Origin of the sequence: Janibacter zhangyanbonis, assembly GCF_050507325.1 — a bacterium.
GTDB lineage: Bacteria > Actinomycetota > Actinomycetes > Actinomycetales > Dermatophilaceae > Janibacter.
In genome coordinates this window covers 1,691,015-1,712,370 of record NZ_CP191481.1, presented here as the reverse complement: position 1 = coordinate 1,712,370, position 21,356 = coordinate 1,691,015, and the positions used below count along the sequence as shown (strand labels likewise).

Here is a 21,356-nt window from a genome sequence, read left to right as displayed (position 1 = left end):
TCCCCCTTCGCCCCACCGAACTGCACCACGAGACAAGGAGATCCGCATGAAGGTCCTCAACGTCAACGACCTGGACGGCACCGAGTACGACGTCACGCACGGCAACTGGCAGAGCCGCCGGATGGTGCTGGCCAAGGACAAGGTCGGCTTCAGCTTCCACATCACGATCCTCAAGGCCGGGACGTCCTCGGAGTTCTGGTACGCCAACCACGTCGAGGCGGTCTACGTCTACCAGGGCAAGGGCACGCTCCTCGACCGCGACACCGGCGAGGAGTACGTCCTCGAGCCGGGCGTCATGTACATGCTCGACGACGCAGACAAGCACACCGTGACCGTCGAGGAGGACATCCACTGCGCGTGCGTCTTCAACCCCCCGGTCACCGGCCGTGAGGTCCACGACGAGAACGGCGTCTACCCGGTCCTCACCGAGGACTGAGCACTCCCCAGGCTTCGGCCGGACGAAGGGGGGCGGACCCGCGTGGTCCGCCCCCCTTCGCGCTCTGGTGGGAAGGTCGGGATCAGTGGTGACGCAGGGCGTCGATGAGCTCGGCCTTGTCCATCGACGACCGCCCCTCGATCTCGAGCTCTCTGGCGCGCTCGCGCAGCTCGTCGACGCTCCAGTCGTCGTACGACCCGGACTCGCCGCCGCGGCGCCCGACCTCGGAGCGTGAGCTGTTGGCCGCGGCGTTGGCGATCCTCGCCGCCTTCTCTTTGCTCGCTCCGTCGTCGCGGAGCTCCTCGTAGAGCTCGTCGTCCTTGACGCTCGGGCCTGGTGTCCGCTCGGGCATGGTGTGCTCCTCTCGTGGTCACGTCAGACCGTTCTACCCCCGGCCCTCGCGTGACATGCGCCGGACGGCATGATCCTCCTGCGGCGGGGTAGATGGGCGGCATGGACCAATCCACCGCCGGGCCGCACGCCGACCATGCTCCGTGGCGGGCGCCGCTCGAGCGCACGGCCGTGCTCGCCATCGACCTGCAGGAGGCCTTCTTCGAGGACCCCGCTCTCGCCGCCCGCCGAGACGCCCTGGTCGCCCGGTGCCGGCAGGTCCTGCGCTGGGCTGAGGCCGAGCGGCTGCCGGTCGTCGCAGTGCGCACGGTCCACCGGAGGGACCGGTCGACGTGGACGATCACGATGCGCCAGGACGATCAGGGATTCCTCTTCGACGGCGCCCCCCACACGGCGTCGCTGGCCGAGCTCGACCTGACCTCGGCCATCGAGGTCGTCAAGACGCGTGACGACGCCTTCGTGGAGACGGGCCTGGCCGAGGTGCTGAGCTCCTTGGCCGTCGAGGCCGTCGTCGTCGTCGGGGTGTCGACGCACACGTGCGTGCAGCTCACCGCGGCCCATGCCTTCGCCGCGGACCTCGAGGTCGTACTCGTCCGCGACGCGATCGCCTCGTACCGGCCCGAGCTGCACGAGCTCGTCCTGGACGTGCTCCGCGACGAGTACCGCTTCCCGGTGGTCTCCGCCGATGCTCTCTGCCGGGTGACGACCAGGCCGACCGAGGGGGCGCGGTGACCGCTCAGCCGACGGCACCCAGCACGTCGAGCATCGCGGCGTTGAAGGCCGGCAGGTCGTCAGGCTTGCGGCTCGTCACGAGCGAGCCGTCGGTGACCACCTCCTGGTCCACCCACGTCCCTCCGGCATTGCGCACGTCGGTCTGCAGGCTCGGCCACGACGTGAGGGTGCGGTCGCGGACCGCGTCCGCCTCCACGAGCATCCAGATGGCGTGGCAGATCGCCGCGACCGGCGCCCCGCCCTGCACGAAACCGCGCACGAGATCGACGGCCGCGGCATCGGTCCGCAGTGCGTCGGGGTTGGCCACCCCGCCGGGGAGCACCAGGCCGGCGAAGTCCTCGACCGCCACGTCGGCGACGGTGCGATCCACGGGGAACCTGTCGGCCCGGTCGAGGTGCTCGAAGGCCTGGACGTCGCCCCGGTCCGGGGCGACGAGGACCGGCTCCCAGCCGGCGTCCTCCAAGGCCTTCCACGGGCCGGTCAGCTCGACCTGCTCGATGCCCTCCATCGCCACGAGCACGGCGATGTTGCGGGTGGTGCGCTCGTCTGCGGACGTCACGGTCTGCTCCTGTCGTCGGGTGCGGGTGTCCCCTGCCCCTACCCGGCACCGCTGCCCCCATGCGTCGTCACCCCGGGGCAGGATGGGGTGATGAACGTGCACGCCGGTGACGGCGACCGCCACGAGACTCCCGCGGAGCGGGCCGACCGCAACTGGAACGACCTGCTGCAGGAGTTTCGCGTCCTGCAGACGGGGGTGCAGGTGCTCGGCGGCTTCCTGCTCACCCTGCCCTTCCAGTCGGCCTTCCCCGATCTGGACCCCTTCCAACGTGGGCTCTACCTCGTGCTGGTCGTCCTGGCGGCGGTGACGACGACAGCGCTCGTCGCGCCGATCGCCATCCACCGTCGGGTCTTCCGCTGGCGGCGCAAGGACCGGTTGGTCGCTGCCGGCCACGTGATCGCCCGGGTCGTCCTCGCGCTCGTCTCGCTCCTCGTCGCGGGGATCGCGACCTTCGTCTTCGACGTCGTCGTCGGACGCTCCGGCGCGCTCGCGGTCGGAGGGGGGATGACCTTGCTCGTCCTCGGCTCGCTCGTGCTCCTCCCCCGTGTCATCGGTGGCCGCCCGCCCGCATCCGAGAAGTGAGACGGGCATTCCATCCATCGGACACGGGCGTTTCGGATGGCGGCAGGGATCGGATCTACGTAATGTGCGACGACGTGCCAAGCCGCGCCCCGGCGTGGAAAAGATCAACCCAAGGAGATCCATGAGCACGCACAGCACGGCTGGTGATCCGGCTGCCGAAGGCGCAGCCGGCGCCACGGCCTTCGAGGACCTGCCGGACCGACCGACGATCCGCAAGGCCGTCGCCGCCTCCGCGATGGGCAATGCCACCGAGTGGTACGACTACGGCGCCTACGCGGTGGTCGCGACCTACATCGGCCACCACTTCTTCCCCGGTGAGCACGAGACCCTGCTGACCTTGGCCACGCTCGCCGTGTCCTTCATCGCCCGACCTTTCGGTGGCTTCTTCTGGGGCCCGCTCGGCGACCGGCTCGGTCGCAAGGGTGTCCTCGCGATGACGATCATCATGATGTCGGCCGCGACCTTCTGCATCGGTCTGCTGCCCACCTACGAGACCATCGGCATCGGCGCCCCGATCCTGCTGATCATCCTGCGCCTCGTCCAGGGCTTCTCGACCGGCGGTGAGTACGGCGGTGCCGCGACCTTCATGGCCGAGTACGCCCCGGACAAGCGCCGTGGTCTCTACGGCAGCTTCCTCGAGTTCGGCACGCTCGGTGGCTTCGCCCTCGGCGCCTCGGTCGTGCTCGTCCTGCAGCTCGTGCTCGGCGAGGCCGCCATGAACGACTGGGGCTGGCGCATCCCCTTCTTCGTCGCCGGACCGCTCGGCGCGATCGGCCTCTACCTGCGCTCGAAGCTCGACGAGACGCCCGTCTACGAGGACCTGGACGACGCCGGCGAGAGCGAGCAGTCGGCCACGAAGGGCCTTCGCGACCTCATGGTCGAGTACTGGAAGCCGATGCTGACGATGGCCGGGCTGGTCATCCCGCTCAACGTCGTCAACTACACCCTGCTGACCTACATGCCGACCTACCTCGGGACGAAGATCGGCATGGGCGAGACCGAGTCGCTCGTGGTCATCATCGTCGGCGAGCTGCTGATGATGCTGCTCATCCCCTTCGCCGGGCACTTCTCCGACATCGTCGGGCGTAGGCCCATGTGGTGGTTCTCGCTCATCGGGCTCTTCGTCTTCGCGCTGCCGATGTACTTCCTCATGGGCACCGGCTTCGTCGGCGCGATGGTGGGCTTCGCCGTCCTCGGCCTGCTCTACATCCCGCAGCTGTCGACGATCTCGGCGACCTTCCCTGCGATGTTCCCCGCCCACGTGCGCTTCGCGGGGTTCGCGGTGACGTACAACGTCTTCACCGCGGCCTTCGGCGGCACCGCGGCCTCCGTGAACGAGGGCGTGGTCGACAGCACCGGCTTCCTCGAGTTCCCGGCGGCCTACATGATGGGCGCCTGCGTCATCGGCATGATCGCGATGCTCTTCGTCAAGGAGACCGCCGGCGCCTCGCTCCACGGCACCGAGATTCCCGAGTCCGAGCCGGAGGACTACGGCTCGGAGGCGATCGCCGAGGAGTCGGCAGCGCTCGACGCCTGCGGTCGCTGAGCCACGAGCGGAGCACGAAGGGAGGTGACCGCGGCGAGTCCGCCGGTCACTTCCCTTCGTCGATCCCTAGACTCAGCCTGTGACCGGTCCCCAGTCGCGCACCGCCGCACAGCCCCGCCTCCTCGCGGAGGCGGCTCGGCTGCGCGCGCACATGCGCACGGTGCGCCACCCCGGGACCAACGGCTGGATCAGCACGTGGGGCACCAATGCCCACGGGGAGATCGCCGGCTGCCCTCCGCCGAGCGGCTGAGGCGCCCGCGACGACGGGCGCCGACAGGCAGCCCATCTCCCTCCCACCAGACAGGCCCCACCCATGTCCCAGTCCCCCCGATCCACGAGTCGCCTGGCTCCCCACGAGCTGTGGCGGGGCGTGCACGCCACCGCGCAGAGCGATGCCGTCGGCGGCGCCCTGCTGCTCATCGCCACCGTCGTCGCCCTGCTCCTGGCCAACTCCCCCGCCGCCGACCTCTACACCTCGGTCCGTGACTTCACCCTCGGCCCCCACGCCCTTCACCTCGACCTGACGATCGGCGAGTGGGCCGCCGACGGGTTGCTCGCGATCTTTTTCTTCGTCGTCGGGCTGGAGCTCAAGGAGGAGTTCGTCGCGGGCAAGCTGCGCAACCCGCGACAGGCCGCGCTGCCCATCGCCGCGGCCTTCGGCGGTGTCGTCGTGCCCGCGCTGGTCTTCGCCGGCATCGCCATCGCGTCCGACTCCGAGGGCGCGTTGCGGGGCTGGGCGATCCCCACCGCGACCGACATCGCCTTCGCCGTCGCCGTCCTCGCCGTCGTCGGTCGCTTCCTGCCACCGGCCCTGCGGGTCTTCCTGCTGACCCTGGCGATCGTCGACGACCTCATCGCCATCACGGTCATCGCGGTGGTCTACACCGAGGGCCTGCAGCTGCAGTGGCTGCTGCTCGCGCTCGTGCCGCTCGCCCTCTTCGCGCTCCTCGTGCAGCGTGGCGTCATCTCCTGGTGGCTGCTCGTCCCCCTCGGCGTCCTCATGTGGGCTCTGGTCCACGCCTCCGGCATCCATGCGACGGTCGCCGGGGTGCTGCTCGGCTTCACCGTCCCGGTCGTGGCCACCGAGCGGGCCCGCGTCCAGGCCTCGACCGACGACGACGGGACCCCCGTCTACGACGGCCTGACGGCCTACCTCGCCGACCAGTGGGGCGTCTTCACCACGCTCGTGGCGGTCCCGGTCTTTGCCTTCTTCTCGGCGGGGGTCACCGTGGGTGGACTCGACGGCTTCCGCACCGCGATGCAGGACCCGATCACCATCGGCATCATCGCCGGGCTCTTCATCGGCAAGCCGATCGGCATCACGACGACGACCTTCCTGCTGAGCCGCCTGCCGGCCTTCCAGCTCGACGAGACGCTGCGCTGGCCGGACATCATCGGCATGGGCTTCGTCGCCGGCGTCGGCTTCACCGTCTCGCTGCTCGTCGGCGAGCTCGCCTACGGCGCTGCGAGCGTCGCCGACGAGCACGTCAAGATCGGCGTGCTCCTGGGCTCGCTCGTCTCGGCGCTCGTCGGGGGCGGTCTGCTCGCGATGCGCAGCCGGGCGGCCCGTGCCGCCGGGGCCGCACCCTCCTGATCCGTCAGAAGACCGGCTTGCCTCCGGTCACGCCGAGCACCGTGCCCGAGACGTAGCTCGCCTCTCGAGGGGAGGCGAGGAAGACGAAGGCACCGGCGAGCTCCGCCGGCTGGCCAGCGCGACCCAGCGGGGTGTCCGCCCCGAAGGCCTCGATCTTCTCCCTCCTCTGGGTGGCCGGCTGGAGCGGCGTCCAGATCGGTCCCGGGGCAACGGCATTGACCCGGATGCCCCGGGACCCGACCTCTGCGGCGAGGTTGACGGTGAAGTTGTTGATCGCCGCCTTGGTCGCCGCGTAGTCGAGCAGGGACGTCGAGGGCTCGAAGGCTTGGATCGAGCTGACGTTGATGATGCTCGAACCCCGCCCGAGGTGCGGCAGCGCCGCGCGCGTCAGCCAGAAGAGCGCGTGCAGGTTGGTCCGCAGCACCCGGTCGATGCGCTCATCACTGATGTCCTCGAGGCCCTCGTCGCGGGCCATCTGCACCCCGGCGTTGTTGACGAGGACGTCGAGCCCACCCAGTCCGTCGACCGCAGCGGCGACGACCTCGTCACAGGCACTGCGGTCACTGATGTCCGCCGGGCAGAGCACCGCCGTGCGACCCGCCCGCTCGACCCAGTCGGCTGTCATCTCGGCGTCGTCCTGCTCCTGCGGCAGGTAGCCCAGTGCCACGTCGGCGCCCTCCCGGGCGAAGGCGATGGCCACGGCTCGGCCGATGCCGGAGTCGCCCCCGGTGATGAGGGCCCGCACACCCTGCAGCCGCTGGGCGCCCACCCAGCTGTCCTCACCGTGGTCGGGGACGGGGTCCATCTCGCGAGTCTCGCCCGGCAACTGCTGCTGCTGGGCGAGGAATCCCCCTTCGGGGCCGTTGGCCAGCTGCGCGGCTCGTCGGGCGATCTCTGCCTCGATCATCAGGTGCTCCTTCGTCGTCGGGACGAAGGGGACGTACCCAACCCTCCGCGCCGGCAAACTGCACCCGGCGCTCAGGCGGCCATGGCTGCCAGGAGCTGGCTCTCTGCCGTCGCGAGGTAGTCGAGCAGGGACTGCTCCGCCTCGGGCCACCGGCCGGCGTCGAGAAGCTCGACGAGCACACGGTTGTGGGCGAGGTAGGGCTGGTGGAAGGTGCGGGGGTCGTCCATCGTCGCGAAAACCAGGCGCATCTGCGCGAGGACCTGTCGCATCGCCTCGTCGAGTCGCCGGATCCCCGCCAGGGCGGTGAGCTCGGCGTGGAAGTGCATGTTGGCCGAGCCCAGCGCCCGCCAGTCCTCGTCGGCCGCGGCGCGCCCCCCTTCGTCCACCGCGGCACGCACACCGGTGAGGTCGCCACCGACCTCCGCCAGCCGACGCAGCGCTGCGGTCTCGAGGACGCGACGGAAGGCGTAGAGGTCGCGCACGTCGTCGACATCGAGCGACCGGACGAAGACCCCGCGGTTGAACTCACGGACGACCAGACCCTCGTGGCCGAGCAGGTGAAAGGCCTCGCGCAGGGTGTTGCGGGAGACGCCGAGCGCTCGCCCGATGCGCTCCTCGGACAACCGCACCCCCGGGCGCAGATCGCCCTCGGTGATCCGCGTCCTCAGTGCATCGGCGACCTTGTCGGTCGCACTCGCGCGCTCCATCTGCTCTCGGTGCGCCTCCAGCGCCGCGACCCAGTCGTCCGCCATCCCGCTCACCCCTTCGTCACCGGTCTGCGGCGACTCTAGCCGATAGGGGTATTGCGGGATTGTTGAACAATCGCTACTTTGGCTGATCGGGAGCACACTGAGGTGGTCCCGTGAGCGACAGGAGAACCCCGATGACGCAGGCTCCCAGCCCCGACACCCACGACGCCGGATCGGTGAAGCCGCCCCCCGGCACGGCCGCCACGGCCACGAAGGGCGCGCTCCTCGGGGCGATGTTCCTCATGGCCACCAGCGCGATCGGCCCGGGCTTCATCACCCAGACCACCGTCTTCACCGCGCAGCTCGGCGCAGCCTTCGCCTTCGCGATCGTCATCTCGATCATCGTCGACATCGCCGTGCAGCTGAACGTCTGGCGCGTCATCGGCGTCTCCGGCCTGCGCGCCCAGGACCTCGCCAACAAGGTGATCCCCGGCTTCGGCTACGTCCTCGCCGGACTCGTCGTCTTCGGCGGGCTCGTCTTCAACATCGGCAACATCGGCGGGACCGGGCTGGGCGCCAACGCGATGCTCGGCGTCGACGCCAAGATCGGCGGTGCGATCTCCGCCCTCGTCGCCATCGGCATCTTCGTCAGCAAGCGCGCCGGCGTGGCCATGGACCGGATCGTCGTCGTCCTCGGCGTGCTGATGATCGCGATGGTCGCCTACGCCGCCGTCGCGACCGAGCCGCCCTACGGCGAGGCGCTCAAGCAGACCGTGATGCCCGACAAGGTCGAGTTCCTCATCATCACCACCCTCATCGGCGGCACCGTCGGCGGCTACATCACCTACGCCGGCGCCCACCGCATCGTCGACTCCGGCATCACCGGCCCCGAGCGCGTCGCCGAGATCAGCCGCGGCTCGATCACCGGCATCCTCGTCACCGGCGTCATGCGTGCACTGCTCTTCCTCGCGATCCTCGGAGTCGTCGTCGGTGGCGTGAACCTCGTCGGGGTCGACAACCCTCCGGCCGTGGCCTTCGAGTCGGCACTCGGCAAGGTCGGGCTGCACATCTTCGGTGTCATCCTCTGGGCCGCGAGCATCACGAGCGTCATCGGGGCGTCGTACACCTCGGTGAGCTTCCTGACGACCTTCAGCGAGACGATCAAGCGGCACGCGCAGTGGGTCGTCGTCGGCTTCATCATCTTCTCCGCAGCCATCTACCTCTCCCTCGGGCAGACTCCGGCGACGCTGCTCGTCCTCGCCGGTGCGCTCAACGGCCTCATCCTCCCCTTCGGCTTCGGCATCCTCATCTGGGTGGCACTCATGCGGCGGGACCTGCTCGGCGGCTACCGCTACCCCAAGGTCCTGGCCTACGTCGGGCTCGTCGTGTGGCTGCTGACGATCTACCTCGGCTACGAGTCCTTCAGCGGGATCGTCGACCTCTGGGAGCAGTGAGTCCCGGGACCGACCACGACGTACGACGACAGGAGCAGATGATGCAGATCGACCTCAACGCCGACCTCGGTGAGAGCTTCGGCCGCTGGACCCTCGGCGACGACGACGCGATGCTCGAGGTGGTCTCGAGCGCCAACGTCGCGTGCGGATTCCATGCCGGCGACTCGTCGGTGCTGCGCCACAGCTGCGAGGAGGCCGCGGCCCGGGGCGTCGCCATCGGCGCCCAGGTGGGCTATCGGGACCTGGCGGGCTTCGGGCGACGCTTCATCGACATCGCACCGGCCGAGCTGACCGACGACGTGCTCTATCAGATCGGCGCGCTCGAGGCCTTCACCCGGGTCGCCGGGACGCGGGTGCGCTACGTCAAGCCGCACGGGGCGCTCTACAACGCCATCGTCCACCACGAGGAGCAGGCCGCCGCGGTCGTCGCGGCCGTCGTGCAGTACGACCCGACGCTGCCCGTCCTCGGCCTGCCCGGCTCGGCCTGGCTGCGGCTGGCCGGCGAGGCCGGCCTGACGACGGTCGGCGAGGCCTTCGCCGATCGGGCGTACACCCCCGAGGGCACCCTCGTCTCGCGACGCGAGGCCGGCGCCGTGCTCCACGACCCCGACGAGATCGCGCAACGGTGCATCCGGATCGCGACGAAGGGAGAGGTCGTCGCCGTCGACGGCAGCGTCGTGCCGGCCCCCGCCGGGTCGCTGTGCGTGCACGGCGACAGCCCCGGTGCGGTCGAGATCGCCCGGCGTGTGCGCGCCGGGCTCGAGGATGCCGGGGTGCGGCTCACTCCCTTCGCCCTGGGGGCGGCATGAGGCTGATGCCCGCGGGTGACACCGCGCTGCTCGTCGAGCTCGGCGACCTCGACGAGGTGCTCTCGCTCTACGCCCAGCTCGACGAGGACCTGCCCGAGGGGGTCATCGACCTCGTGCCGGCCGCGTCGACGCTGCTCGTGACGATCGACCCGAGGGCGACCGACGTGGAGCGGATCTCGCGGCAGGTCTCGGGCGTCACCGTCGGCAGCCACGAGCGGGCCACGACGGGTGAGGTGGAGATCCCGGTCGTCTACGACGGTGAGGACCTGGCCGAGGTGGGTCGGATCACCGGGCTCGGCGAGCGGGGCGTCATCGAGGCACACACCGGGTCTCCGTGGACCGTCGCCTTCTGCGGTTTCGCGCCCGGCTTCGGCTACATGATCGGCGGGGACGAGCGGCTGCGGGTGCCGAGACGCGACAACCCCCGCACGCGCGTGCCGGCCGGGTCCGTGGCGATCGCCGGCGAGTTCGCGAGCGTCTACCCGCGCGAGTCCCCGGGAGGCTGGCAGCTGATCGGCCGCACCACGCTCAAGGTGTGGGACATCGGCCGCGAGCCCCCGGCGCTGCTCGTGCCCGGCACGACGGTGCGCTACGTCGAGGTGTCGTCGTGAGTACCGGGGCGGTGACCGGGACGGCGGCCCGGGCCGGGGCCGGGACGCGGGCGCTCGAGGTCCTCGCGACCGGGCCGCAGACGACCGTCCAGGACCTCGGCCGGGTCGGGCTCGCCGGGCTGGGCGTGGGCCGGTCCGGCGCCGCCGACCCGGGCTCGCTCCGGCTGGCCAACCGGCTGCTCGGCAACCGGGAGGGGGCCGCGGCCCTCGAGGTCACCTTCGGCGGGCTCGAGGTGCGGTCCGTCGGCGGCACGTGGTTCGCCGTGACGGGGGCGACCACCCCCGCGACCGTCGACGGGGTCCCAGTGGGCCACGCGGCGGTGACCTGGCTGCCGGACGGGGCGCGGCTGCGGCTTGGGGCGGCGGCGGCCGGGCTGCGCAGTTATCTCGCCGTGCGCGGTGGGATCGACGTCGAGCCGGTGCTGCGCTCCCGCTCGACCGACACCCTCGCCGGACTCGGCCCGGCGGTGCCCTCCCCCGGCAGCCTGCTGCCCGTGGGACGGGCTCCCTTCGCCGTGCCGCTCGTCGACCTGGCGCCGGTCGCCGCGCCGACGACCGGCGAGGTGCGGCTGCGGGTCGTCCCCGGACCGCGGGACGACTGGTTCGAGCCCACGGCCCTCGACGCCCTCCTCGGCGGCACGTACGAGGTGACCTCGGAGAGCGATCGGGTCGGGATGCGCCTGTCCGGGCCGCGGCTGGAGCGCGCCCGCGAGGGTGAGCTCAGCAGCGAGGGCATGGTGCCCGGAGCTCTCCAGGTGCCGCCGACCGGGCAGCCCACGCTCTTCCTCGCCGATCATCCGGTGACCGGTGGCTACCCCGTCATCGGGGTCGTCATCGCCGCCGACATCGGGCGCGCGGCCCAGGCACAGCCGGGCCAGCGCCTTCGCTTCGAGCTCGAAGGGAGTGTTCGCCGTGGCTGACCTCGTCCCGGCCGCCTTGTCCCCCACGGAGGCTCGTGCGCGATTTCGCGACGGGCTGTCCGTCCCGACCTCCGGCTGGAGCGCGGGCTACACGCAGGCCAACCTCATCGCGGTGCCGCGCGAGCAGGCCTATGACGTGCTCCTCTTCGCCCAGCGCAACCCCAAGCCGTGCCCCGTCCTCGACGTCACGGAGCCGGGCGAGGTGGCCTGCTCGATCTTCGACGGCGACCTGCGCACGGATCTGCCCGGCTACCGGGTCTACGAGCACGGCGAGCTCGTCGCCGAGGTGACCGACGTCCGCGACGTGTGGCGCGACGACCTCGTCGCCTTCCTCGTCGGGTGCAGCTTCACCTTCGAGGCGGCGCTGCTCGAAGCCGGGGCACCCGTGCGCCACATCGAGGTCGGCAGCAACGTGCCGATGTACTCCACGAACCGGCAGTGCCGGTCGGCGGGCCAGATCGGCGGGCCGCTCGTCGTGTCGATGCGGCCGATGCCTGCGGACCAGGTCGCCACCGCGGTCCGCGTGACCTCGCGCTACCCCGCGGTGCACGGCGCACCCGTCCACGTCGGCGATCCTGCCGCTCTCGGCATCCGCGACCTCGGGTCGCCGGACTTCGGCGACGCTGTGCCCGTGCGCGCCGGTGAGGTCCCGGTCTTCTGGGCCTGCGGCGTGACCCCGCAAGCGGCGATCATGCAGTCCCGCCCGCCCTTCGCCATCGGGCACGCGCCGGGGATGATGGCGATCACCGACGCGCGCGACTCCGACTACCTCGTGCCCTGACACACCCACCGGGGCTCCGGCGCGCTATGCCGTTGCTCCGTACGACGGGCCACGGTGGTCGGGGCTGCTGTCGATCCGCGCACTGCGCCGTTGCTCCGTACAACGAGCCCACGCGGGGTCGAAGCCGCCCCCAGCACGCACCCTTCGGCATTGCTCCGTACGACGCGCCGCTCGTCGTACGGAGCAACGGCGTAGCAGTCAGCACGGCCGCACACCCCGCCCCATCGGGCGGCGTCACTCGTCGAACCAGAAGCCCCGGCCGCCGAACCAGCCGCCGAAGTCGCCCCCTTCGTCTCCGCGGCCCGGCTGCCGTGAGCCGAGATAGGAGCCGACGACCGCAGCGCCGAGGTCGTCGAGCTCGGGCGCCACGACCCGGCCGTCCGCCCGCCGGGCGAGCGACTCGATGAAGCGGGCAAGACCCGGGTCCTCGCCGAGCCGGAAGAAGGTCGTCTGCGCCCCGAGCCGGCTCACCGCGTCGAGCTCGCGCACCGTCCGCGCGATCGTCAGGGGGTGCGGCGGGTAGTCGAAGAAGGTCTCCCCGTGCGGCTCGAGATGGGCGGTGGGCTCGCCATCAGTCACGACGAGCAGCACGGGCTGCGCGTTGGGGTGCTTGCGGAAGTGCCGGTGCGCCAGGAGCAGACCGTGGTGGAGGTTGGTCCCCTTGTCCCAGAAGGCGTCCAGCGCGGTGAGCTCCTCGATCTCCATGACGCGCGCGTGCCGACCGAAGGCGATCAGCTGGAGGTGGTCACCGCGGAAGCGGGTGCGGATCAGGGTGTGCAGCGCCAGCGCGGTCCGCTTCATCGGCACCCAGCGTCCGTCCATCGCCATCGAGAAGGAGGTGTCGACGAGCAGCGCGACGGCGGCCTGGGTGCGCGCCTCCGTCTCGGCCACCTCGATGTCTTCGGTCGTGATGAGCCGACCACCGTCGGCGCCGGCACCCGCCCGGCGCAGCACGCCGTTGAGCACGGTGCGCGGGATGTCCCACGGCTCGGTGTCGCCGAAGGCCCAGGGCCGGGTCGCGCCCGAGCGCTCCCCCGCCGCGCCCGCCTGTCGCAGGTCGCGCTGGCCCTGACGGCCGGACATGCGTTGCGCAATGTCACGCAGCAGGGCCTTGCCCAGCTGCCGCATCGCCTTGGGCGTCAGCCGCAGGTGTCCCTCGGAATCCCGGCGCAGCGCCCCGCTGCCACGCAGGGCCTGCTCGAGCTCGCGGAGCGCGCGGGCCTCGACAGCGGCGTCCTCACCGAGGAGCCGGGCGAGGGCGTCGAGGTCGATGTCGTCGAGTCGTGCTCCGCCGTAGGTCTGCGACACCTGCTCCGCCAGGGCATCGAGGCTCGCGATGTCCTGGAGCATCCCGGTCCCGTCGCCCAGGCCCAGCCCCTGGTCACCGCCGAAGCGCTCCGACCCGCTCCAGTCCTCTCCCGGACGCATGGCCTGCAGGTTGCCGTCGAGCCGCCCCAGCGCCTCCATCAGGTCGGGCGAGCCGAAGGCCTGCGCGGACAGCTCCATGAGCTCCTGGCGCTGCTCGGGCGTCATCGAGGCCAGCATCCGCTGGGCTGCGGCGGCTCGCTGGGCCAGCGCGTCGACGAGCTCGTCGATGTCCTGCGGTCCCTCGGGGAAGAATTCCCCGTGCTCGGCCATGAAGTCGTCGAAGTCCTGCGGCGTGTCCTCGCCGCGCTGGTGCTTCTCGAGCAGGGAGTTGAGATCGCGCAGCATCTCCCCTACGGCAGCACGGTCCTCGTCCGTGGCCCCCTCCAGCGCCTGCTTCATGCCGGCGAAGCGCTGGTCGAGCACCTCGCGGCCGAGCAGGTCCTTGATCTGCTCGTAGTCGGTCCGCGCCTGCGAGGACTGCCAGGAGTAGTCCTGCAGCTCGCTCACCGCCGCCGCCGTGGACGAAGGGAGCCCGTCGAGCCTCATCTCGGCGAAGGCCCGGTCGGTGTCGTCCATCTGCACGTCCCGGGCCAGCTGCCCCCGCTCTTCGAGCACGGCCCGGTCGAGCAGCTCGCGCACCTGCTGGAGGGTGCCGTCGAGGTTGTGCCGCTGCAGCAGCTCCCGCCGCTGCTCGTGGATGCGTCGGGACAGCTCGTCCAGCCCGATCTGGTCGGACGTGCCCCGGCGCAGCAGCTCCTGCAGCGCCCGCTCGGGCGAGGACCCGCCCATGACCCGCTCGCCGATGTCGTCGAGCGCCTCGGCGATGTCGACGGGCGGGGCGAGCGGGTCACCCCCGGCGTAGCGACGAAATCGACTGCGGCTACTGGCCATACACGGTCTCGCCCCCGGCAGAGTCCTTGCCGACCTTGCGCGCCAGGTAGAGGCCCTCGAGCGCGAGCTCGGCGGCTGCGGCCCGCTCGCCGTCGCTCGTGGCCCCGAGCCGGTCGAAGAGCTCCTCGTAGACCTGCGCCTCCCCCAGCGCCGGCAGTGCGTCGAGGACGTCACGCGCCGTGACCTGCTCGCCGGTCGCGACCTCCGCGCCGTCCTCGATCGCGGCCACGAGCGGGCCGAGGTCGATGCCGCGCAGCAGGTGACGGACGGTGTCGGCCACGGCCGTGCGCAGCAGGTGGGTGAGCACCTCCTGCTCGCGGCCCTCCTCACCGCTCTCGAACTCGATCTTGCCGCCGAGCACCTCGACGGTGGTCTCGAGGTCGACGACGCGGGCGACGGCCTCCCCTTCGTCCTGACGTGCCGCGCGGTGCAAGGCCGACGCGGCGACGGTCTCGGCCCCGGCGATGGTGAAGCGGGCGCTCACGCCGCTGCGCTGGTCCACGGACGAGGAGGCCCGTAGGTTGCGGGTGAACCGGGCGAGGATCTCGAGCAGGTGGTCGGGGACCTCGGCGACGAGGTGCGCCTCCTGCCGGGTGACGGCGACCTCGGCCTCGAGCTCCTGCGGGTAGTGCGTGCGGATCTCGGCGCCGAAGCGGTCCTTGAGCGGCGTGATGATCCGCCCGCGGTTGGTGTAGTCCTCGGGGTTGGCGCTCGCGAGGACGAGCACGTCCAGCGGCAGGCGCAGGACGTAGCCGCGGATCTGGATGTCGCGCTCCTCCATGACGTTGAGCATCGCCACCTGGATCCGCTCCGCGAGGTCGGGCAGCTCGTTGATCGCGACGATGCCGCGGTGGCTGCGCGGGATGAGCCCGAAATGGATCGTCTCGGGGTCGCCGAGCGAGCGTCCCTCGGCGACCTTCATCGGGTCGACGTCGCCGATGAGGTCGGCGACGGAGGTGTCGGGGGTGGCGAGCTTTTCGACATAGCGCTCGTCGCGGTGCATCCAGCTGATGCGAAGGGAGTCCCCCTCGGCCTCGGCCCGCCGGCGGGAGGCATGCGTGATCGGCTCGAAGGGGTGCTCCGCCAGTTCCGAGCCCTCGATGACCGGCGTCCACTCGTCGAGCAGGCCGGCGATGGTGCGCAGCAGGCGGGTCTTGCCCTGACCGCGCTCGCCGAGCAGGACGATGTCGTGCCCGGCGAGCAGGGCCCGCTCGATCTGCGGGATGACCGTGTCCTCGTAGCCGTGCAACCCCGGCCAGGGGTCCTCCCCGGCGCGCAGTCGGGCCAGGAGGTTGTCGCGGATCTCGACCCGCAGGGGCTTGGCCTCGTGGCCGGCGGCGCGCAGCTCGCCGACGGTGGAGATGGTGGGGGCGGCAGTCGCGGTGCTCACCCTCCGCAGGCTAGACCCCTCTGCTGTGGGCGGATCCGCCGCAGGCGGATTCGTGCCGCCGGGCGCGCTGCGCCGCGCGACGGTGGACCCATGAGCGAGACACCGACACCCACCTCCTTCGACGACCGCACCCGGCGAGAGCTGCAGCGACAGCGAGTCCTCGTCCTCGACGGCGTCCTCGACGACGGCAACGGCACGCTGCTGATGACCCAGCTGATGTCGCTGGCCGCCGACGACCCGACGAGTGACATCGCGCTGTGGATCCACTCCCCCGGCGGCTCCGTCCCCGCGATGCTCGCGATCCGCGACATCATGCGGCTGGTGCCCAACGACGTCAGCACGCTGGCGCTCGGGATCGCCTGCAGCGCAGGCCAGTTCCTGCTCTCGGCGGGTACCCCGGGCAAGCGACGCGCTCTGCCGCACTCACGGATCCTGCTCCACCAGGGCTCGGCCGGCATCGGCGGCACGGCCGTCGACGTGGAGCTGCAGGCCGACGACCTGCGGCACACCCGCGACACGGTGCTCGGCCTGATCGCCGGCGACACCGGGCAACCACTCGAGCGGGTCTTCGAGGACTCCCTTCGTGACCGCTGGTACAGCGCGACCGAGGCGCTCGACTACGGCTTCGTGGACGAGATCGTCGCGAGCTTCGACGACGTGGTCCCGGGCGGCCGCGCGCCCACGGGATTCCGCGGCGGACTCGTCGGGAGCAACCGATGAGCACCTACCCGATCCCCAACGTCATCGCCCAGCACCCGCGCGGCGAGCGGATCATGGACGTCTACTCGCACCTGCTCACCGAGCGGATCATCTACCTCGGCACCGCCATCGATGCCGGCGTCGCCAACGCGCTCATCGCGCAGCTGATCCACCTCGAGTCGGTCGACCCCGACCGCGACGTCCAGCTCTACGTCAACTGCGAAGGGGGCGACCCCAGCGCCATGCTCGCGATCCACGACACGATGCGCTACATCCGCCCGGACGTCGCGACCACCTGTGTGGGACAGGCGATCTCGGTCGGTGCAGTCCTGCTCGCGGCGGGCGCGCCGGGCAAGCGCGCAGCGCTCTCCCACGCCCGGGTGGTGCTGCACCAGCCGTCGACCCAGGGGCGCGGCCCGATCCCCGACCTCATCCTCGAGGCCGACGAGCTGGTGCGCGTGCGGTCCGACATCGAGGGCATCCTCGCCCGAGCCACCGGCCGCACGCCGGAGCAGCTGCGGCGCGACACCGACCGCACTCGGGTCCTCACCGCCGCGGCCGCCAAGGACTTCGGGATCGTCGACGAGGTGATGGACGTGCGGTGAGCGTCAGGCGGCCAGGGCCAGGGTGGACGCGCTCCCCCGCGCCCTGGCCGGCGCCTGCAGCGACGCCGCCACCGAGAGGGTGAGGTCGAGGAGGGTGACGTCGAGCGCGCCGGCGACCGCGGCGATCATCTCGCTCGACGGCTCCTTGAGCCCGCGCTCGATCTCCGAGAGGTACTGGGGGGAGATCCCCGCTCGGGTGGCCGTGTCGTCGAGGGTGTCGCGACGCTCGTGGCGTCGTCGCCGGAGCTGCTCGCCCAGGGCATCGCGCCACAGTGGCTCGGCTGCTCGTCGTCGCTGGAGCAGCGCCCGCTCGAAGGGGGTCGCCTCGCGGTGGGTGGTCTGGGCTGACTCGGCCATGCCTCAGCGTAGGACTGGCCGGCGGCGCTGCGGTGAGAGTTCCGCTCCCGACAGAATCCGGGGGTCGAGTCGCGTCAGCGTGCCCGCGCTGTCGACCCGCGGAGCACGAGCTCGGGCTGGACGAGGAACTCCGCGCGGTGGGCCGTGCTGCCGCCGATCTCGTCGAGCAACGCGTCGACCGCTGCGGTCCCCATCGCCTCGACCGGCTTGCGCAGCGTCGTGAGTGCGGGATGGGAGAAGGCCGCCATCGGGCTGTCGTCGAAGCCGACGACGGAGACCTCCTCGGGCACCGAGAGCCCACGGGCACGGATGCCACGGACCGCGCCCAGCGCCATGATGTCGCTGCCGCACACGATCGCCGTGCACCCCCGGTCCAGGAGCGCACCGGCGGCCGCCTGCCCACCCGCCAGGGTGAAGAGCGAGTGCTCGACGTGGCCTGCGTCGAGGCCCCTGCGGCGCATCGCGTCGGCGAACCCGGCGACCTTGCGGGCGACGGGGACGAACCGTTCGGGCCCCAGCGCGAGACCCACTCGCTCGTGGCCCAGCTCGGCGAGGTGGCTCACGGCCATCTCCATGGCCGCGGCGTCGTCGGCCGAGACGAAGGGGGCCGAGATCCGCTCGCTGTACCCGTCGACGAGGACGAAGGGGATGCCCTGCGCCGCGATCTGTGCGTACCGCTCGTGGTCGGCCGTCATGTCGGCGTGCAGGCCGGAGACGAAGATGATCCCGTCGACGCCGCGCGCGATGAGCACCTCGACGAGGTCGTCCTCCGTCGACCCGCCCGGGGTCTGTGTGCCGAGCACCGGGATGTAGCGGTGTATCGCGAGGGTCTGCTCGATGACCTGGGCGATCGCCGGGAAGATCGGGTTGCTCAGCTCCGGCATGATCAGCCCGACGAGACCGGCCTTCGTCTCCTTGGGCCGGCGGGGTCGCTCGTAGCCGAGCACGTCGAGCGCGGCCAGGACGGCCTGTCGCGTCGACGCGGAGGGGCCCGCCCGACCGTTGAGGACGCGCGAGACCGTCGCCTGGCTGACCCTGGCGTGGGCAGCGACGTCGGCGAGACGGGCTCCCGGGCGCGACTCGGTCATCTAGCCCAGCCACCACGCGGTCGTGTCAGCCGGCAGCACGGCCTCGTCGCCGTCGACCGCGAGCTCCGCCGATGCGAGCAGGAGGCCCCCGGGCAGCGGGAGGCGGACCTCCTCACTCGTGAGATTCGTCGTGACGACGACGGGCGCGCCGTCCTCGCCGCGCCGGACCAGGGCGAGGACGCCGTCGGGCGCGTCGAGCCACTCGACCTCGTCGCCGGCTCCGAGCGAGGGCTGCTCGCGGCGCACGTCGAGGGCGGAGCGGTAGAGCTCGAGGGTCGACCCGGCGACCCCGGTCTGGGCCTCGACGCTCAACTCGCGCCACGCGTCCGGCTGCGGCAGCCAGCTCGGGCCGCCCTCTCGTGGGCCGAAGCCGTAGGGCTGGCTCGTCCCGGACCACGGGATGGGCACGCGGCAGCCGTCCCGGAAGCCTTCCTGCCCGGCCGCCCGGTGGAAGGAGGGGTCGGCGCGGACCTCGTCGGGCAGGTCGGTGACGTCAGGCAGGCCGAGCTCCTCCCCCTGGTAGAGGTAGGCGGAGCCGGGCAGGCCGAGCATGAGGAGCGTCGCGGCCCGGGCGCGGCGCAGGCCGAGGACCGGGTCGCCGGGCGTCACCATCTGGGTCCCCGAGCCGGGTGGGTTGCCCAGACGGGTCGTGTGCCGGGTGACGTCGTGGTTGGACAGGACCCAGGTCGCCGGGGCGCCCACCCGCCGCATCGCCTCGAGCGTCGTGTCGACGACCTCGCGAAGGGCGCAGGCGTCCCAGTCCGTCGCGAGGTAGGTGAAGTTGAAGGCCTGGTGCATCTCGTCGGGGCGGACGTAGCACGCCGACCGCTCGATGGTCGGGGTCCACGCCTCGGCGACGAGGACTCGCTCACCGGGGTACTCCTCGAGGACACGCCGCCAGTCGCGGTAGATCTCGTGGACACCGTCCTGGTCGAAGAAGGGCATCGGTGCGTTGCCGAGCAGGCCGACCTGACCGGTCCGACCGATGTCCGGCAGGCCGGGTGCCTTGACGAGGCCGTGGGCGACGTCGACGCGGAATCCGTCGACCCCGAGGTCGAGCCAGAAGCGCAGGACGGAGCGGAACTCCTCGCGCACGACCGGGTTGTCCCAGTTGAGATCCGGCTGTTGTGGGGCGAAGAGGTGCAGGTACCACTCGCCGTCCTCGACGCGGGTCCACGCCGGCCCGCCGAAGATCGACTCCCAGTCGTTGGGCGGCAGCTCGCCGGCCTCGCCCCGCCCCTCGTGGAAGTGGAAGAGCGCGCGGCTGGCGGAGCCGGGCCCCTCGGCGAGGGCCCGCTGGAACCACTCGTGCTCCTCGGAGCAGTGGTTGGGGACGATGTCGAAGATGACCCGCAGCCCGAGCTCGTGGGCCTCGCGCACGAGCCCCTCCGCGTCGGCGGCGTCACCGAAGACCGGGTCGACCTTGCGGTAGTCGGAGACGTCGTAGCCGGCGTCGGCCTGGGGTGAGGCGTAGAAGGGCGAGATCCACACGGCGTCGACGCCGAGGTCCCGCAGGTAGGGCAGCCGTGCGCGGATGCCGGCCAGGTCACCGATGCCGTCACCGTCGCTGTCGGCGAAGCTGCGCGGGTACACCTGGTAGATGACGGCGCCGCGGTACCAGTCGGCCGCGTCCTCGTGGGCGAAGGGGGCGGCCGAGGCGGGCGCGGTGGGTGCGGTGGGTGCGGGGTGGGTCATCGGTCTCTCTCGGTCGGGGTGAGTGCCGACCGACGGTAACGCAGCCGCAAGTTGCCGTGCAAGAGATCTGCAACTTGCTGCAAGCGCGTGTCGCGAGCCCTCAGGACCCCGCCCGCGCGAGGTAGCGGTCCACCCGCTCGGGTCGGAGCACCTCACTCAGGGCCAGCTGGGCGCAGCCGACGACTCCGGCCTCCTGCCCGTGCGTGCTCGGCAGGATCTCGAGGTCCCGCGTCGCGAGTGCCGTCGCCTCCGCGTAGAGGGTCTCGCGCAGTCCCGCGACGAAGAAGTCGTAGCCCGCAGCCATGTCGCCACCGACGACGACCGCCCCGGGGTTGAGCAGGTTGACGACCCCGGACAGCACCTCGCCGACCCGCCGTCCGCTCTCGCGCAGCTGCCGACGCGCGGCGGCGTCGCCCTCGATGGCCCTGGCGACGAGCTCGCGCACGTGGGCCACCGGACGGTCCGCGGCCACCGTGTCCTGGACGAGCGCCCAGCCGCCCGCGACGGCTTCGAGGCAGCCCGTGCCACCGCACCGGCAGGTGCGTCCCGCCGCCGCCGGGGTGCGGGTGTGCCCGATCTCCCCGGCCGCGCCGAGAGCGCCCCGCAGGAGGCGCCCTCCGCCGAAGATGCCGACACTGATCCCGGTCGAGGCCTTGAGGGCGACGAAGTCGTCGAAGCGCCGACGGTGGCCGTCGGCCTCCGAGAGGGCGAGGACGGTCGCGTCGTTTTCGACGCGTACCGGGGCCTCCCCGTAGGCGTCGAAGAAGGGGGCGAGCGGCACGCCGTCCCACCCGGGCATGATCGGCGAGGACAGGCTCATGCCGCGCTCGGTGTCGACGGTGCCGGGCAGGCTGACCCCGATGCCCCGGACTCGTTCCGGCGGCACGTCGATCGATGCGAGGAGCTCCTCGAGTGCCCCGAGGATCCGCGGCATCATCTCCTCCGGCGATGCCCCGTCGGCGTGGTCGAAGGCCGTGGCGGCGAGGACCTCGCCGTCGAGGGCACACACCGCGGCCTGGGTCCGGCTCCGTCCGAGCGGGACGGCGAGGACGACCCCGAAGTCCGAGTTGAAGGTCAGGCGCGCCGGCGGGCGGCCACCTCCCGAGGGTTCGACGACTGTCTCGACGAGCAGCCCGGCCCTGAGGAGCGCGGACAGCCGAGCGGTCACGGCGGTGCGGGAGAGCCCGGTGACCCGACCGACATCGCCTCGGGTCGTCGCTCGCCCTTCGCGGATGAGTGCGAGGACCTCCCCGGCAGTGGCGGGCGCGGAGGGGGCGGGCACCGCGTCATTC

23 protein-coding genes are annotated in these 21,356 nt (G+C 71.7%); 13 read left to right on the top strand and 10 right to left on the bottom strand.

The genetic code is table 11. The features are described 5' to 3' along the window. Positions 1–46 precede the first annotated feature (46 nt). Positions 47–436: an ectoine synthase gene (locus ACQBJO_RS08335; protein ID WP_072624544.1), complete on the top strand. Its 390-nt coding sequence runs from the start codon at positions 47–49 to the stop codon at positions 434–436. A gap of 82 nt (positions 437–518) precedes the next feature. On the opposite strand, the gene ACQBJO_RS08330 is transcribed toward ACQBJO_RS08335, so the two are convergent. After that, positions 519–788: a DUF7218 family protein gene (locus ACQBJO_RS08330; RefSeq protein WP_072624543.1), complete on the bottom strand. Its 270-nt coding sequence runs from the start codon at positions 786–788 to the stop codon at positions 519–521. A 101-nt stretch (positions 789–889) separates the two neighbouring features. Between ACQBJO_RS08330 and ACQBJO_RS08325 the strand changes: the two genes are divergently transcribed. Beyond that, positions 890–1,519, top strand: a complete 630-nt coding sequence (locus ACQBJO_RS08325; protein ID WP_421008245.1) for a cysteine hydrolase family protein — start codon at positions 890–892, stop codon at positions 1,517–1,519. Positions 1,520–1,523: 4 nt separating this feature from the next. Here ACQBJO_RS08325 and ACQBJO_RS08320 read toward each other — a convergent pair whose 3' ends face one another. Beyond that, entirely contained in the window at positions 1,524–2,027 is a 504-nt protein-coding gene (locus tag ACQBJO_RS08320) for a type 1 glutamine amidotransferase domain-containing protein (protein ID WP_430407174.1), read from the bottom strand. Positions 2,028–2,168: 141 nt separating this feature from the next. On the opposite strand from ACQBJO_RS08320, the gene ACQBJO_RS08315 reads away from it, so the two are divergent. From ACQBJO_RS08315 to nhaA, 4 genes are all read left to right on the top strand, one after another. Then, complete coding sequence (locus ACQBJO_RS08315) at positions 2,169–2,660, top strand: DUF6328 family protein (protein WP_421008243.1); 492 nt, start codon at positions 2,169–2,171, stop codon at positions 2,658–2,660. A 121-nt stretch (positions 2,661–2,781) separates the two neighbouring features. Further along, positions 2,782–4,206: an MFS transporter gene (locus tag ACQBJO_RS08310; RefSeq protein WP_421008242.1), complete on the top strand. Its 1,425-nt coding sequence runs from the start codon at positions 2,782–2,784 to the stop codon at positions 4,204–4,206. 79 nt (positions 4,207–4,285) lie between these two features. After that, complete coding sequence (locus tag ACQBJO_RS08305; RefSeq protein WP_421008241.1) at positions 4,286–4,456, top strand: hypothetical protein; 171 nt, start codon at positions 4,286–4,288, stop codon at positions 4,454–4,456. Positions 4,457–4,519: 63 nt separating this feature from the next. After that, positions 4,520–5,800: a Na+/H+ antiporter NhaA gene (gene nhaA / locus ACQBJO_RS08300; protein ID WP_421008240.1), complete on the top strand. Its 1,281-nt coding sequence runs from the start codon at positions 4,520–4,522 to the stop codon at positions 5,798–5,800. 4 nt (positions 5,801–5,804) lie between these two features. Here nhaA and ACQBJO_RS08295 read toward each other — a convergent pair whose 3' ends face one another. Continuing rightward, on the bottom strand, positions 5,805–6,707 hold the full coding sequence (locus ACQBJO_RS08295) for an SDR family oxidoreductase (RefSeq protein ID WP_421008239.1): 903 nt from the start codon (positions 6,705–6,707) through the stop codon (positions 5,805–5,807). A gap of 71 nt (positions 6,708–6,778) precedes the next feature. Continuing rightward, positions 6,779–7,459 carry a GntR family transcriptional regulator gene (locus ACQBJO_RS08290; RefSeq protein WP_421008238.1) on the bottom strand — a complete coding sequence of 227 codons (681 nt, stop codon included), beginning with the start codon at positions 7,457–7,459 and terminating at the stop codon, positions 6,779–6,781. A gap of 131 nt (positions 7,460–7,590) precedes the next feature. On the opposite strand from ACQBJO_RS08290, the gene ACQBJO_RS08285 reads away from it, so the two are divergent. Genes ACQBJO_RS08285 through ACQBJO_RS08265 form a run of 5 tightly spaced genes read left to right on the top strand, consistent with a single transcriptional unit; the run spans position 7,591 to position 11,971 of the window. Continuing rightward, positions 7,591–8,850, top strand: coding sequence for an NRAMP family divalent metal transporter (locus tag ACQBJO_RS08285; RefSeq protein ID WP_421008441.1), 1,260 nt, complete (start codon positions 7,591–7,593; stop codon positions 8,848–8,850). 38 nt (positions 8,851–8,888) lie between these two features. After that, positions 8,889–9,659: a LamB/YcsF family protein gene (locus tag ACQBJO_RS08280; protein ID WP_421008440.1), complete on the top strand. Its 771-nt coding sequence runs from the start codon at positions 8,889–8,891 to the stop codon at positions 9,657–9,659. Further along, a complete protein-coding gene (locus ACQBJO_RS08275) occupies positions 9,656–10,270 on the top strand; it encodes a 5-oxoprolinase subunit B family protein (protein ID WP_255186239.1) in 615 nt (204 codons plus the stop codon). The genes ACQBJO_RS08280 and ACQBJO_RS08275 overlap by 4 nt, the downstream gene beginning before the upstream one ends. After that, a complete protein-coding gene (locus ACQBJO_RS08270) occupies positions 10,267–11,190 on the top strand; it encodes a biotin-dependent carboxyltransferase family protein (RefSeq protein ID WP_421008237.1) in 924 nt (307 codons plus the stop codon). The genes ACQBJO_RS08275 and ACQBJO_RS08270 overlap by 4 nt, the downstream gene beginning before the upstream one ends. Continuing rightward, positions 11,183–11,971, top strand: a complete 789-nt coding sequence (locus ACQBJO_RS08265) for a putative hydro-lyase (protein ID WP_421008236.1) — start codon at positions 11,183–11,185, stop codon at positions 11,969–11,971. Before ACQBJO_RS08270 ends, ACQBJO_RS08265 begins: the two co-directional genes overlap by 8 nt. Before the next feature lie 234 nt (positions 11,972–12,205). On the opposite strand, the gene ACQBJO_RS08260 is transcribed toward ACQBJO_RS08265, so the two are convergent. Together ACQBJO_RS08260 and ACQBJO_RS08255 are read right to left on the bottom strand one after the other, a co-directional pair. Beyond that, a complete protein-coding gene (locus ACQBJO_RS08260; protein WP_421008235.1) occupies positions 12,206–14,230 on the bottom strand; it encodes a vWA domain-containing protein in 2,025 nt (674 codons plus the stop codon). Continuing rightward, a complete protein-coding gene (locus ACQBJO_RS08255) occupies positions 14,220–15,620 on the bottom strand; it encodes a magnesium chelatase (RefSeq protein ID WP_421008234.1) in 1,401 nt (466 codons plus the stop codon). Before ACQBJO_RS08255 ends, ACQBJO_RS08260 begins: the two co-directional genes overlap by 11 nt. A 90-nt stretch (positions 15,621–15,710) precedes the next feature. Between ACQBJO_RS08255 and ACQBJO_RS08250 the strand changes: the two genes are divergently transcribed. Beyond that, positions 15,711–16,340: a ClpP family protease gene (locus ACQBJO_RS08250; RefSeq protein WP_421008233.1), complete on the top strand. Its 630-nt coding sequence runs from the start codon at positions 15,711–15,713 to the stop codon at positions 16,338–16,340. Then, positions 16,337–16,924: a ClpP family protease gene (locus tag ACQBJO_RS08245; protein ID WP_421008232.1), complete on the top strand. Its 588-nt coding sequence runs from the start codon at positions 16,337–16,339 to the stop codon at positions 16,922–16,924. The genes ACQBJO_RS08250 and ACQBJO_RS08245 overlap by 4 nt, the downstream gene beginning before the upstream one ends. A gap of 3 nt (positions 16,925–16,927) precedes the next feature. On the opposite strand, the gene ACQBJO_RS08240 is transcribed toward ACQBJO_RS08245, so the two are convergent. The 4 genes from ACQBJO_RS08240 to ACQBJO_RS08225 form a co-directional block, all read right to left on the bottom strand. Then, entirely contained in the window at positions 16,928–17,281 is a 354-nt protein-coding gene (locus ACQBJO_RS08240; protein ID WP_421008231.1) for a helix-turn-helix domain-containing protein, read from the bottom strand. Positions 17,282–17,355: 74 nt separating this feature from the next. Then, positions 17,356–18,369 (bottom strand): LacI family DNA-binding transcriptional regulator, encoded by a 1,014-nt coding sequence (locus ACQBJO_RS08235; protein WP_421008230.1) that lies wholly within the window; start codon positions 18,367–18,369, stop codon positions 17,356–17,358. Continuing rightward, positions 18,370–20,064, bottom strand: a complete 1,695-nt coding sequence (locus tag ACQBJO_RS08230) for a glycoside hydrolase family 13 protein (protein WP_421008229.1) — start codon at positions 20,062–20,064, stop codon at positions 18,370–18,372. It abuts the gene before it with no gap. Positions 20,065–20,164: 100 nt separating this feature from the next. Then, complete coding sequence (locus ACQBJO_RS08225; RefSeq protein WP_421008228.1) at positions 20,165–21,346, bottom strand: ROK family transcriptional regulator; 1,182 nt, start codon at positions 21,344–21,346, stop codon at positions 20,165–20,167. Between the last annotated feature and the right edge of the window lie 10 nt (positions 21,347–21,356).

Coding starts and splice junctions, on each gene's coding strand:
- ACQBJO_RS08320 (WP_430407174.1), bottom strand. CDS start 2,027: ATGGAGGGCATCGAGCAGGTCGAGCTGACCGGCCCGTGGAAGGCCTTG.
- ACQBJO_RS08315 (WP_421008243.1), top strand. CDS start 2,169: ATGAACGTGCACGCCGGTGACGGCGACCGCCACGAGACTCCCGCGGAG.
- ACQBJO_RS08235 (WP_421008230.1), bottom strand. CDS start 18,369: ATGACCGAGTCGCGCCCGGGAGCCCGTCTCGCCGACGTCGCTGCCCAC.
- ACQBJO_RS08280 (WP_421008440.1), top strand. CDS start 8,889: ATGATGCAGATCGACCTCAACGCCGACCTCGGTGAGAGCTTCGGCCGC.
- ACQBJO_RS08260 (WP_421008235.1), bottom strand. CDS start 14,230: ATGGCCAGTAGCCGCAGTCGATTTCGTCGCTACGCCGGGGGTGACCCG.
- ACQBJO_RS08330 (WP_072624543.1), bottom strand. CDS start 788: ATGCCCGAGCGGACACCAGGCCCGAGCGTCAAGGACGACGAGCTCTAC.
- ACQBJO_RS08285 (WP_421008441.1), top strand. CDS start 7,591: ATGACGCAGGCTCCCAGCCCCGACACCCACGACGCCGGATCGGTGAAG.
- ACQBJO_RS08295 (WP_421008239.1), bottom strand. CDS start 6,707: ATGATCGAGGCAGAGATCGCCCGACGAGCCGCGCAGCTGGCCAACGGC.
- ACQBJO_RS08230 (WP_421008229.1), bottom strand. CDS start 20,064: ATGACCCACCCCGCACCCACCGCACCCACCGCGCCCGCCTCGGCCGCC.
- ACQBJO_RS08245 (WP_421008232.1), top strand. CDS start 16,337: ATGAGCACCTACCCGATCCCCAACGTCATCGCCCAGCACCCGCGCGGC.
- ACQBJO_RS08240 (WP_421008231.1), bottom strand. CDS start 17,281: ATGGCCGAGTCAGCCCAGACCACCCACCGCGAGGCGACCCCCTTCGAG.
- ACQBJO_RS08335 (WP_072624544.1), top strand. CDS start 47: ATGAAGGTCCTCAACGTCAACGACCTGGACGGCACCGAGTACGACGTC.
- ACQBJO_RS08275 (WP_255186239.1), top strand. CDS start 9,656: ATGAGGCTGATGCCCGCGGGTGACACCGCGCTGCTCGTCGAGCTCGGC.
- nhaA (WP_421008240.1), top strand. CDS start 4,520: ATGTCCCAGTCCCCCCGATCCACGAGTCGCCTGGCTCCCCACGAGCTG.
- ACQBJO_RS08290 (WP_421008238.1), bottom strand. CDS start 7,459: ATGGCGGACGACTGGGTCGCGGCGCTGGAGGCGCACCGAGAGCAGATG.
- ACQBJO_RS08325 (WP_421008245.1), top strand. CDS start 890: ATGGACCAATCCACCGCCGGGCCGCACGCCGACCATGCTCCGTGGCGG.
- ACQBJO_RS08310 (WP_421008242.1), top strand. CDS start 2,782: ATGAGCACGCACAGCACGGCTGGTGATCCGGCTGCCGAAGGCGCAGCC.
- ACQBJO_RS08250 (WP_421008233.1), top strand. CDS start 15,711: ATGAGCGAGACACCGACACCCACCTCCTTCGACGACCGCACCCGGCGA.